The organism is Ruegeria sp. CDSC068 (assembly GCF_059610545.1).
This window is the reverse complement of the sequence record NZ_JBXWNV010000007.1, coordinates 133,503-146,224: the sequence shown is the minus strand read 5'-3', so window position 1 is coordinate 146,224 and position 12,722 is coordinate 133,503. Positions and strand designations below refer to the sequence as shown.

Sequence of the window (12,722 nt, the reverse complement as noted above, 5' to 3'; positions counted from 1 at the left end):
ATTTGGACCGCGAATCCCGTCAAAGTCGGAAAGGCGGACAAAGTTGCCGTTCGCTGCGGCCGCTCCAAGGTCCGTTTTGGCGGACCTATTGCGGTACTCAGGAGGTGCAAGAAGGCGGCAAATAGCCTTCCAACAAGTTACCTAAATACTCCAAACGGTTCGGTATTGCTTCCAGAACAGCCGCCTCGACATTCGCTGGCAACCGCCCCGGATGATGGAGCATTGTCCAAGCGAATAACGTACTCTCGGCTATGTCCTCTTTGTTTCGCTTTTCAGCAGCGTAACTTGTGATGAAACCACCGTCCGCAATCTGATTTGACTGCCAATCAGGATCCCGAGAGATCAACGGGTCCAAAGCAACATGCGCGCTCTCGTGAAAGACTGTTTCATCCAGATCATGCTCGGCCAAGCGTCGCTCCATTAGCCCATCATATAGGGTAAAAAATCCACCCAATCCTTCTTCCCACGCTGCTCCATCACCATCGAGGATGTTCACATGTTTCAGCTTGTTACGCATCTGGGTCGGTAATCTGGAGATAGACGCCGCTGCTTCCATCGCGCGTTGTTGGGGGTCGCCGACATCGGGATGCACGTTGATGCGGATTTGCTTATCGGGAAAGGTCACTTCGAATTGACGGGCACCTTCAACGAACAGCAAGTCTCGTCGAGGGTCATACATTTCCGTTCTGCCAAGTTCGTTTTCAGCAATCGACCAACATGCACCGGGATCGTCAGCCAAGATAAAGTCAAAGTCATTGGACGCAACAGAGTTCGGGTACAGTGGTTGTGCGAGCAAACCACTGGGTGCGACGGCGAGGATCAGTAAGAAAACGAGAGGCTTCAAAATGGCATCCTACTTTTCGATAATATGACGGCTGACCTTGGCGTCGTTCGACGCATCGGTCAAGTTGGGCTCTTCTCAAACCTTAGCTGCAGGGCGATCTAACAGCAGCTTCACCGTCTGGGTCAGAAATGCTTGACGTTTGGGTCAGAATTAAAATACGCGAATTTTGCTTTTCTTGAGGTTTTGGCAACCGATTGAGTCAAAAATTTGTGACAATCTCTTCCGGTTTGTGTCGTTTGAGTCCCACATCTAATCCTCCGTTTCCTAACTGTTGGGGCGAGCCAATTCGGCGGGGGAGAATCTCACTGAGAGTTCGATGCTGTGGGGGTTTTGATACACGACGATCAATTGTCTTGTCTAAATGCCAAAAATTGTGGGCTCGACGCTCGCTTCAAGCCTCGTAAAGGTGTTTTCGAACAGTTGGATCGATCCTGTTGCTTTGGGCAGGGTAGATCCCGCAAGCGGCAATAGCCTCACGGGCTGTCACACGCTCATGCAAGCGTTTCCAGATTGTCTTGGCAGCATAAGGATGCGGGTATGGTCGCCATGCGACACCCATTGTCATGCCCCGCAGGTACTTCAGCTGCTGACGGTGTGCCGAATACAATATGGTGGTGGCAACGCTACCTTCGCGCGCAAGCTCGTGCTCGGTCACGAATATCCTGTTCCCACGCATTGTCACCAAACCCGCATAGCGCGAAATCTGGTGCGTGCTCTTGTCTGGCGATATGGCAATTTCCCTGGATCGGATTGTGAACAACCCATCAACTTCCTGAATCCGGATCAATGAGCAGAAAATCTTTCCTTCCCAAGAAGGCGTGCAGAAATAGGAATGATAGAAGCCTACATATCGCCTCAGGTTTTTCTGTTGGCTCCGAAATGGATCCAGAAATGCGTCCGTGGGCGCTGTCCCGGATTGGGGCAGGGTGCCTTTCAGCATTCGTTCAAAAGCATCGGTTTCAGCAAACAACTCTGCTTCTGTCAGGCCGAAATGACGCGCGATGCGACGCATGTTGTGGGCAGAGGGCAGACTGGAGCCATTCAGGTAGCGATTGAATTGCTGTCTGTTGACGCCGATATCGCGGCAAATCTGTGAAATGTTCCCATGCTCTGCGCACAGCGACCGCAGGTTGGCAGAAAAATTCTCTGACACAGGCAAAACCTTTCGCGTTCTGACGCTATATCACTGCAAAATGCGTCAGTTCGCGTAAGATCGCACAATTTGTTTTATCTGCAAATCGGTTTCTTCTTCGGCATCAACTCGCAACAGACAAGCGCCCAGATGTCAATTGAAACCATCGAGAACACATGGATCACGCTCGCCGATGGGCGACGGCTGGCTGCGCGCATCTGGTTGCCCGAAACCGGTCCTGCCCCCGCAATTCTGGAATATTTACCGTACCGCAAACGTGACGGCACTGCGCCAAGAGATGAAACGACACACACGGTTTTTGCCGAGGCAGGCTATGTCTGCATCCGCGTTGACATAGCAGGAACCGGGGACAGCGAAGGGCAATTCGACGACGAGTACTCTGAGCAGGAACTGCATGATGGTGAGGAAGTCATAGCCTGGATCGCCGCGCAGGATTGGTGTGACGGCCATATCGGGATGATCGGGATATCGTGGGGTGGGTTTAACGGCTTGCAGCTAGCCTTTCGACAACCACCAGCATTAAAGGCCGTCGTCAGCGTCGCCTCGACCGTGGATCGCTATGCGGATGACATCCATTTTATGGGTGGATGCCTTTTAAGTGATAACATGAACTGGGGCAGTCAAATGTTTGCCTATCTGACCCGACCCGCTGATCCGGACCTTCGTGCAGATTGGCGTGAGGATTGGCTAACCCGACTGCAAAGCGTCCCATTTTCTGCTGCGGATTGGCTGCGCCATCAGACACGTGACGCGTTTTGGAAACATGGCTCGGTTTGCGAGGATTGGTCTGCGATCCAAACGCCTGTTTTGGCTATCACCGGATGGGCAGATGCTTATGTCAATGCGCCCACGGCATTGGCAGCCAACCTAACCGTGCCTACCAAGGCCGTCATTGGGCCTTGGGAACACCGCTATCCTCACATCTCGAAACTCGATCCTGCAGACTTTCACTCCGAAGTGATCGGCTGGTTTGACCGCTGGCTGAAAGGGCAGGAAAATGGGGCCGAGGACTTGCCTGCGTACAGGACTTACATGCAGGTACACTTCAATCCGACGGCGCACAACTCTGCTCGGCAAGGTCGTTGGATTGCGGAAACCACGTGGCCGTCGCCGCATGTGTCTGACCAGGCTTGGCATTTGACGCAAGGGGGGTTTTCTCGGGAACCGGCTACAGGCACGGTCGCTGTCACATCACCCAGTCATGTCGGTAGGGAAGGCGGATATTTCTGTGCGGGCATGCGGATCGACAATGAACTTGCAGGGGATCAGGCAAGGGATGATGCCCTGTCGGTTTGTTTTGACAGCGCGCCGCTGCAGGCCCCGCTGGAGCTGCTGGGCCGAGCAAAGCTGAAGTTTAGGTTTTCGGTAGATCGACCTGTTGCCCAACTTGTCGCGCGGTTATGCGATGTCTCGCCCTTAGGTGTATCGCAGCGCATCAGCTATCGTCCACTGAACCTGTGCCACTACCGCAGCCATGAAACGCCCGAAAGTCTGCGGCCGGGTGAAATCTATGAAGCCGAAATTGTTCTGAACGAATGCGCGCATTATTTGCGCGAGGGTCACGTGTTGCGACTGGCGCTGTCGACGTCATACTGGCCGATCGTATGGCCAGCACCGCACTCGGCCGAGGTGACAATGTACTTGCAGGATTGCACCCTGCATTTGCCGGTGCGGGAAGTCACGCATGAGGTTCAAGCCTCTGAACCTGGCCCGGCACAGAACTATCCAGTTCTTGCCGGTGAACAATTGCGTCCACCATCCGCGCAATCCGAACGCACCGTGACCAAAAATGGTCAGGTGGTTCTGGAGACATTTGATGACTACGGAAAATCGCGCGACCCGTATCATGATCTGATTGTCGGCAATGACGTTCGTATGCGCTACTGCATTCACCCCGATGATCCGACAACCGCACATTTCGAGACCGCTTGGAGTTTTTCGTTCGAGCGCGAAGATTGGCAAGTCGCCATCTCAACCGAATGCCGGATGACCTGCGACGCGCAAAATTTCTATCTCTACCGCAAACTACGCGCCACTGAAGGTGCAGATGAAATCGAAGTTTTGACGAAGGAATGGTCAGAAACCGTTCCGCGCGGACTTCTCTAACTTAATCCAAGGGAGGATACTATGAAGATCGAATGGACAAAGGCCAATGTAGGTCGGCGGAGGTTCCTGAAAGGTGCAACCGCGCTTGGGGCTGCCACGGCGCTTCCGATGGGATGGGCGAACCGTGCGTTTGCGGCAGATGACGGCGTGCTGCGGGTGCGGGCCTATGGAGATGCGCAGAACATGGATCCGGCCCATTCCGTTGGTGTCGTTGAAGAAGAGGTTCATGCCTCGATCTACAACAAGCTGATTCAGTACAAACCAGGCGAGGAATGGGGCTGGCAGATGGATGCCGCCACGATGATCGAGCAGGTTGATCCGACCCATATCAAGTTCGCATTGCGTGATGATATCGGGTTCACCAATGGATTTGGCGCGATGACCGCCGAGGACGTCAAGTTCAGCATGGAACGGATCGTGGACGACGCAACCGACAGTCCGAACAAGCCCGATCTGGGGCCATTCAGCCACGTGGACGTGACCAGCGAACGCGAAGGCACGATCGTGCTGAACAAACCGTTTGCACCGATCTGGTCGATTGCCCTGCCGTATATCACTGGCAACATTGTCTCGAAAGCAGCGGTCGAAGCCGCCGGCGGCCGGATCGGCGCTGATCCGGTTGCGGAATCCGGTCCTTACCTGCGCGACAGCTGGTCGCCCAAGGAAAAGACTGTTCTTAAGCGCAACCCCGACTGGAAAGGGGACGCGCCCACTTGGGACACCGTCGAGATCTATCCGATTGACGATGAAAACACTGCCGAGATTGCGTTCGAAGCGGGTGAACTGGATGTAACCCGCGTGTCGCTGGGCTCGGTCGAGCGTTACCGCGCCGGGGTTCCCAATGGTGGATCGCTGGTCGAAAAACCCTCGCTTTATTATGTCTGGATGGGCATGAACGTCGAGCATCCGAAGCTGCAAAATCAAAAACTGCGGCAGGCGATTCAGCACGCGGTGGATGTCCCCAGCATTCTGGAGGCGGCGTATTTTGGTGCTGCTGAGCCATCAACCGGCATCATCGCACCGGGCCTCGCCGGGCATCGGGCTTCTTCGCTGGTGCCACCGGCGGCGGATTTTGAGAAGGCGGCACAGCTGCTGGCGGAATCCGGTGAAACCAATGTCACGCTGACCCTCGACACGCTGAACAAAACGACCTTCACGACAACGGCTCAGATCATTCAGGCGACGCTCGCGCAAATTGGGATCACGGTTGAAGTCAACGTTCTGGAATCCGGTGCATTCTGGGCGTCCGGCGACAATGAAAACCTGCAGCTTGTTCTGAACCGCTTTTCGATGACCCCAGACCCGTATTATGCGACGTCGTGGTTCACGCCCGAACAGATCGGGAAATGGAACTGGGAACGCTTTAACAGCCCTGAATTCAACGAAATCCATGAATCCGCGGCTGCGGAAACGGATATCGCAAAGCGAGCCGAGATGTATCAGCGTGCGCAGGATTTAATGGAAGAAAGCGGCGCCTATCGCTTCATCACCCATGAGGCAACGCCGGTTATTCACAGCGCCCGGGTCATTCCTGCATTGCGGCCAGATGGCCTGTCGTTGCTTCGCTATTTCGGCAAGGCGACCTGACCTCCCCAGGTCGACCGGGTACGGCGGGCGCGTAACGCTCGCCGTGCCAAATTGAACGCCATCAAGCCATAAGGAGCCAGTTGGCCATGCTGAATTTCGCAACCCGTCGCTTCGGGCTGTCGCTGCTCATCCTGTTCGTGGCGGTCACCGTCATGTTCCTGATGATCCGCGCCGTGCCTGGCGATCCGGTCCAGATCATGCTGGGCCCGCGTGCCACGCCCGAACTTCAGGCCCAACTCACAGCGGCGCTGGGGCTTGATCAACCGATCTGGAAACAGCTTTTGATTTTCTATGGGAATCTTCTGCAAGGCGACCTAGGAACCGATGTATTTTCGGGTCGGGCCGTGACGGATATCGTGTTCCAGCAATTGCCGTTCACGCTGGAACTGATTTTTGCGTCAATCCTTTGGTCTGCAAGCCTGGGCATCGCACTTGGTGCCTATGCTGCGGCACATCCCAACACGCTGATCGATCGGATCGCCGCAGCAATTTCCGTCAGCTTCGTGGCTGCCCCGGCCTTTGTTGTCGCACTTTTGGCGCTGCTGGTATTCGCCGTGCATTTGCAGTGGTTTCCCGCCATCGGCGCCGGAGAGGGGTTCTGGGATCGCCTCGACCATCTGGTTCTGCCCGCCTTTGCCATCGGCCTCAGCTGGGTTGGCTATATTGCCCGGCTGGTACGCGCCTCGATGCTCGAGGTTATGGGCGAAAGCCATGTGCGCACGGCGCGCGCCTTTGGCATCGCCGAGCGTCGCGTGGTCATGGTTTATGCACTGCGGATCGCCATTCTGCCGGTCGTTACGGTGATCGGGGTAGGGATGGGCTTTCTTCTCAGCTCCGCCGTTTTTGCTGAAATCGTCTTTGCCCGTCCGGGTTTGGGTAAGTTGGTTATCGATAGCATTACCACCCGAAACTACCCGATTGTTATGGGCTCCGTCCTTATATCAACGGCGTTGTTCGTGGTGTCGACCGCATTGGCAGATCTGATTAATGCGTTGCTCGACCCACGTGCGCGCACGGCTCATTGAGGAGGGAGCGTTATGGAAAAATCTCGTTCCGAACTTGGCCAGATCATCATCGGCGTCGCCCGCGACCCGCTTGGTCTTATGGGCTTGATCATCGTCGGTGTCATCGTGTTCTGCGCCATCTTCGCCTATTGGATTGTACCCTATGATCCGATTGCGATGGATATCAAATCCCGCTTGCAAGGGCCGTCCGCCGCACACCTGCTTGGTACAGATCAGTTAGGGCGCGATACGTTTTCGCGGGTTATCGCCGGGGGGCAAGTTGCGCTCAAGGTGGCATTGCCTGCCGTGTTCGGCGCAATGGCAATTGGCCTGACGCTGGGCATGATAGCCGGGTATGGGCCGAAATGGCTTGATAACCTTCTGATGCTGTTCTTCGATACCATCCGGTCCTTTCCAACAGTGATGTTTGCGCTTGCCGTTGTGGCCCTGATCGGACCCAGCCTTCAAACCGTGGTCTTCGTCGTCATGGCGACCTCAATCCCAACCTACGGTCGCGTTGCGCGAACCCAGACTCTGACGCTGCGCAACTCTGAATTCATTTTGGCAGAACGCTCGATGGGGGCCAGCATGGCGCGCATTCTGGGCGTGCATATGCTGCCCAACATCATCGGCGTTCTGGCTGTGCTGGCGGCCATGGATATCCCCACGGTTATCGCGCTGGAGGCGGGGCTGTCCTTTCTGGGGCTGGGCGTGAAACCACCGACCCCCAGCTGGGGTGCCTTGCTGAAGGACGGGTATTCATTGATCCGCCAAACCCCCTGGTTGGTGGTCGGTGGTGGGCTCCCGATCATTCTGGCGACGCTCGGATTTACTTTCCTGGGTGAAAGCCTGCGCGATGTGGTTGACCCGAAACTGAGGAAACAGCGATGACCGACACACTTCTGGAAATCGACCACCTCAGCGTCGATTACGAAACAGGCCGTGGTGACCTCAAGGCTCTGAGGGACATCACATTCGACGTCAACAAAGGCGAAATAGTTGGCATTGTCGGGGAATCCGGCTGCGGTAAGTCCACTCTGATCTCGTCCATCCTGCGTTTGACAGCGCCTAATACGCGGTTCCGCGAAGGAGAGATCAGGTTCAAAGGACAGGATCTGCTGCGGGCCTCCGAACGACATATGCGCGACTTGCGTGGGTCGGACATATCCATCGTCTTTCAGGACCCGATGCAAACGCACAATCCGGTTCTGACCATCGGGCAGCAGATGCTGGACATTCAGCACCGCTCCAAACAGTCAAAGGCGGACAAGCTGGCCCACGCAGCCAAGATGTTAGGCGCCGTTGGCATTCCCGATCCCGAAGCTCGCCTGAAACAGTATCCACATGAATTTTCTGGCGGGATGCGTCAACGGATCGCCATTGCGATGGCGTTGATGTCCGAACCTGACCTTTTGATCGCGGATGAGCCGACAACTGCGCTGGATGCAACGCTAGAGGTGCAGATCATCGAACGCCTGCAAGAGCTGCAGCGCGAGTTTCACTGTGCCATCCTGTTTATTTCACACCATCTGGGTGTGATTGCGGAGCTCTGTGATCGGGTGGTGGTGATGTATGCCGGTGCGGTGGTCGAAAGTGGGGACGTGCGAGAGATTTTCCACAATCCCAAACATCCCTACACACGCCGCCTGATCGAATGCGACCCCGGCCACATCAAGGAACGCGCCCGCGTATTGCCAACCATTCCAGGAGAAGTGCCCGATCTGGCGAACCTGCCAGGGGGCTGCATATTCCGGGATCGGTGCGATCAGGCGATGGCGCGCTGTGCCAGCGAGGTGCCCCCCTTGGATCAACTGAAGCAAGGCCACCACGCCGCGTGCTGGCTGAATCATGAGGAGGCCACAACATGAGCTTGCTGAACGTTGTGGACCTGCACACCAGTTACGGGCCGGTCAATGTGCTGGCAGGTGTCAGCTTTACCGTGCAACCCGGCGAGACCTACGCGCTGGTTGGCGAAAGCGGTTCCGGCAAAACGACCGTGATACGCGCCATTGCGGGGCTTGCGCCCGCACAGGACGGTTCGGTCACATTTGAGGGGCAGGAAATTCGCGGCGCGCCGGAACGTGTCATGCGTCCGCTGCGCAAGGATATGGCGATGATGTTTCAGGATCCGGTCGGCAGTCTGTCACCGCGCCTGACCATCCGTAGCCTGATCACCGAGCCTTATCGCATTCAGGGCATGAAAGACCGCGATCTGGATGCCGAGGCCAAGCGCCTGTTGGAAATGGTGAACCTGCCGACGCATTTCGCCGATCGCTATCCTTATCAGTTGTCGGGTGGTCAGGCACGGCGCGTGGGCGTGGCGCGCGCATTGGCGCTGGAACCCAAGCTGATCCTTGCGGATGAGCCGACCGCGGGCCTCGATGTGTCGGTACAGGGTGAGCTTTTGAACCTGCTCAACGATCTGCGTGAAAGATTGGGGCTGGCGATGGTGATCATCACCCATAACCTCAGCGTCGTGCGCCACGTGGCCGACAGAATGGGCATCATGTATCTGGGCCGGTTGGTCGAGGAAGGCACGACCGAGACGATCTTCGACGACCCGCGCCATCCCTATACACGCTGCCTTCTGAGCGCCAACCCAGAGCCCGACCCGGATGCACGATTGGAACGGATCGCCCTAAAAGGTGAACCCCCCAGCCTGCTCAAACGCCCTTCTGGATGTGAATTCCGTGAACGCTGTCCTTTTGCAAAGGAAATTTGCACCCAGACCCCGGAATGGGAAGTGGACGGCGGTCACGGGCTGCGTTGTCTGGCGCCGTTGTCGTAGAAGGAAATCCAATGCTAAGTACACTTTTCTTCAACGGCACAATCCTGACTATGGATGCGCAGAATTCTTCGCCGGAGGCGGTTCTGACCGAAGGACACAGGATTAAGGACGTTGGAACCGAGGCCGATCTGCGCGCTTGCATGCCGCCGGATACTCAGGAACGCAACCTGCGGGGGCGCACTCTGATGCCCGCGTTTATTGACCCACACGGGCATTTTCCGGATCCCGGGTTCATCCGGCTGTTCCGTGTTGACCTGTCGTCGCCTCCTCTAGGGGATTGCCGGACCATGGCGCAGGCGTTGGACAGGCTTCGGGAAAAGGCTAATGCAACGCCCGAGGGTGAATGGATCATGGGGGTGTCGATTGACAATACCTCTATTCTCGAAGGTCGCATGCCCACGCGGGCCGAGTTGGACAAGGTATCACAGCGTCATCCAATCTGGGTTATTCATGCATCGGGTCACAACGGCACGGCAAATTCTCTTGCGCTTGAGAGGCGTGGGGTTACCCGTCACACACCAGACCCGGACGGCGGCCGTTTTGGCCGCGACCCTGAAACCGGAGCCCTAACGGGATTGATCGAAGGTCTTTCGGCCATGGGAGAGATGGGCGATACCGATTTCCTGATCGACCGCGAAAGGTTCTGGCAGGGCTTTGATGCCTGCCGTGACGAATATCTGACCCATGGGGTGACCTATGCCCAAAATGCCTGGACGTCGCAAACCATGCTGGATCACTTCGCCAGCCTGCCCGCAGACCAGGATCCGGGAATTGATATCGAGCTGTTACCCGTCGGGAGTCTGGAGCCAGAACTAAGTACCCAATGGATCGGCACGAACTGGCCCTGCAACCCGCATTTCACACTAGGTCCGCGCAAACTGTTCACGGATGGGGCCTTTCAACTGCAGACCGCGTATCTGACTGCCCCGTATTTCAAGCCGGCTGATCCAGAACATCCACGTGGGATGACTTACACCTCGCAAGAGCAGCTGGATGCTGATGTCAGCAAACTCCATAGCAAGGGACTACAGATTCATTGCCACTGTAACGGCGATGCCGGCGCCGAGATGTTCATTGATGCGGTTGAAAAAGTACTGCGAGCGTCCCCTCGTACAGATCATCGTCACACCATTATTCATGGCCAGGCCCTGCGAGATGATCAGTTAGAGCGTATGGCCCAACTTGGCCTTACCGTTAGCTTCTTTCCCGCCCATGTTTATTTTTGGGGGGATCGCCACTACGACACCTTCTTGGGCCCCGAGCGGTCCGAGAGGATATCCCCGGCAGCATCAGCCGAGCGTTTTGGCGTACGTTATACGATCCACAACGATGCGTCGGTCACGCCAACACGTCCAATCCACCTGGCCCATTGTGCAGTAAATCGGAAAACCTCTTCAGGCCGTGTGCTTGGCGAGGATCAAAAGATCAACGTTCTGTCAGCTTTGCGTGCCCAAACCATCGACGCCGCTTGGCAAGTTTTCAAGGAGGATCGGCGCGGATCAATCGAACCGAGTAAAGTTGCAGACTTCGTTGTCCTTTCGCGCAATCCCCTTCACGATCCGAACCGTCTGAAGGATACACAGGTGCTCGAAACGATCCGAGCCGGTCAAAGTGTTTTTGCCGCAACGCATGCCAAAAAAGAAATCGAGCACACCTAATGAAGACCAAGCGTATTGCGATTGCGGGGTTTCAGCATGAAACAAATTGCTTTGGTGTGACAAAGGCCGGTCTCCCCGAGTTTGAGATGGCAGATTCCTGGCCCGGCATGTTGCGCGGTGAAAAGGTCTTGTTGGAAACGGAGGGCATGAACTTACCCGTCGCAGGTTTTGCTGCGGCTGCTCAAGCCGCAGGGGTTGAGGTTGTTCCAATCCTTTGGTGTTCTGCTGAGCCGTCTGCGCATGTAACCGATCATGCATTCGAAACGATTTGCGGGATGTTGTTCAATGGAATCCGAGATGCCGGCCACATTGACGGCGTTTATCTGGATCTCCACGGGGCAATGGTCACTGAAAGCTTTGCTGACGGTGAAGGAGAGCTTCTGCGCCGTATTCGAGAGCTTGTGGGTCCCGGAACTCCAGTGGTCGCAAGTTTGGATCTGCACGCCAATATCTCTGCTCAGATGGTCGAATATACGGACTATTTGTCTGTTTTTAGAACCTATCCTCATTTGGATATGGCGGAAACCGGCGCACGATGCGTTCCTGTCCTGCAGCAATTGCTGGCGGGCGAAACACTATACAAAGTGTTCCAGCCGGTGCCATATCTCATCCCTTTGCATGCGCAACATACGGGCTCTGCGCCATTCGACGAAATCTACCAGTTACCAGTTAGACTTGAGCGGCAGGAAACCTTGGCCGACATTGCTTTGGGCTTCACGGCGGCGGACTTCCCTGACACCGGCCCGGCCTGCCTTGCCTACTCAGCCACAGCCCAGAAAGCCGCCGCCGCCGCCGAAGAAATCGTCAACTTGTTTATATCCCGGGAAGCCGATCTTGATTGTTCGATGCTGTCGTTGGAGGAAGCTGTTTCGACATGCCGCGAAAGACGGGAAAAACCCGTTGTTCTCGCAGATGTTCAGGACAACGCTGGCGCGGGCGGGACGTCTGATACCACAGGCTTGCTGGCCGCACTGATTGAGGGTGGGGTAAAGAGTGTTGTGATGGGTCTTTTCCATGATCCGGACAGCGCAATGCAAGCCCATGAGGCAGGAGAGGGTGCACTGATTGAGTTGGCAATCGGTGCAAAGTCCAACCTGGCTGGACACGTTCCGGTCAAAGCAGAGTTTGAGGTCCTGGCTTTGGGTGATGGCACTTGCCGCTATACCGGAGAAATGTATCGCGGTGGCGTGGCAACGCTGGGCAAAACAGCTGCTCTGCGATTGGTTGGGCACGAGGCCGATATTGACCTTGTCGTCACAAGCATACGCAATCAATGCCTGGATCGTGCACATTTTACTCATATCGGGCTAAACCCTGCGAATTATTCAGTGGTTTGCGTGAAGAGCACCACCCACTTTCGAGCTGACTTCGAACAGATTGCAGGGAGTGTTTTTGCGGTCTCTTCTCCAGGCGCCTTTCTCTGCGATTTGGAAGAAGTCCCTTACGCTTGTATCACTAGAAGGCTTCCTAAGGCCCGTGAAGCTGATTTCGATGTTCGTGGAGTTGTAGGCACTAGGAAACTGCCCACTCTATGAAATGTGCCTGTTTGGCTACTCAGCAAACCACATTCCATTAGGATCCA

General features: G+C 55.9%; 10 protein-coding genes. 8 read left to right on the top strand and 2 right to left on the bottom strand.

Features of this window, described 5'->3' with window-relative positions; all coding sequences use genetic code 11:
• Nucleotides 1–97: 97 nt before the first annotated feature.
• Nucleotides 98–844 carry a hypothetical protein gene (locus AC2FID_RS15470; protein WP_496837551.1) on the bottom strand — a complete coding sequence of 249 codons (747 nt, stop codon included), beginning with the start codon at nt 842–844 and terminating at the stop codon, nt 98–100.
• 391 nt (nt 845–1,235) lie between these two features.
• Nucleotides 1,236–1,997 (bottom strand): helix-turn-helix transcriptional regulator, encoded by a 762-nt coding sequence (locus AC2FID_RS15465; protein WP_496755606.1) that lies wholly within the window; start codon nt 1,995–1,997, stop codon nt 1,236–1,238.
• Nucleotides 1,998–2,126: 129 nt separating this feature from the next.
• On the opposite strand from AC2FID_RS15465, the gene AC2FID_RS15460 reads away from it, so the two are divergent.
• The 8 genes from AC2FID_RS15460 to AC2FID_RS15425 all read left to right on the top strand — a co-directional run bounded on the left by AC2FID_RS15460 (nt 2,127) and on the right by AC2FID_RS15425 (nt 12,675).
• Nucleotides 2,127–4,103: a CocE/NonD family hydrolase gene (locus tag AC2FID_RS15460; RefSeq protein WP_496837549.1), complete on the top strand. Its 1,977-nt coding sequence runs from the start codon at nt 2,127–2,129 to the stop codon at nt 4,101–4,103.
• Between the two features lie 21 nt (nt 4,104–4,124).
• Nucleotides 4,125–5,690: an ABC transporter substrate-binding protein gene (locus AC2FID_RS15455; RefSeq protein ID WP_496837547.1), complete on the top strand. Its 1,566-nt coding sequence runs from the start codon at nt 4,125–4,127 to the stop codon at nt 5,688–5,690.
• Nucleotides 5,691–5,776: 86 nt separating this feature from the next.
• Nucleotides 5,777–6,715, top strand: a complete 939-nt coding sequence (locus AC2FID_RS15450) for an ABC transporter permease (protein WP_496837545.1) — start codon at nt 5,777–5,779, stop codon at nt 6,713–6,715.
• Between the two features lie 12 nt (nt 6,716–6,727).
• Complete coding sequence (locus AC2FID_RS15445; RefSeq protein ID WP_113791915.1) at nt 6,728–7,585, top strand: ABC transporter permease; 858 nt, start codon at nt 6,728–6,730, stop codon at nt 7,583–7,585.
• Nucleotides 7,582–8,562 (top strand): ABC transporter ATP-binding protein, encoded by a 981-nt coding sequence (locus AC2FID_RS15440; RefSeq protein ID WP_496698412.1) that lies wholly within the window; start codon nt 7,582–7,584, stop codon nt 8,560–8,562. The genes AC2FID_RS15445 and AC2FID_RS15440 overlap by 4 nt, the downstream gene beginning before the upstream one ends.
• Nucleotides 8,559–9,482 carry an oligopeptide/dipeptide ABC transporter ATP-binding protein gene (locus AC2FID_RS15435; protein WP_496698414.1) on the top strand — a complete coding sequence of 308 codons (924 nt, stop codon included), beginning with the start codon at nt 8,559–8,561 and terminating at the stop codon, nt 9,480–9,482. The genes AC2FID_RS15440 and AC2FID_RS15435 overlap by 4 nt, the downstream gene beginning before the upstream one ends.
• An 11-nt stretch (nt 9,483–9,493) precedes the next feature.
• Nucleotides 9,494–11,140: an amidohydrolase gene (locus AC2FID_RS15430; protein ID WP_496837543.1), complete on the top strand. Its 1,647-nt coding sequence runs from the start codon at nt 9,494–9,496 to the stop codon at nt 11,138–11,140.
• Nucleotides 11,140–12,675, top strand: coding sequence for a M81 family metallopeptidase (locus AC2FID_RS15425; RefSeq protein ID WP_496760891.1), 1,536 nt, complete (start codon nt 11,140–11,142; stop codon nt 12,673–12,675). Before AC2FID_RS15430 ends, AC2FID_RS15425 begins: the two co-directional genes overlap by 1 nt.
• The last annotated feature ends 47 nt before the right edge of the window (nt 12,676–12,722 follow it).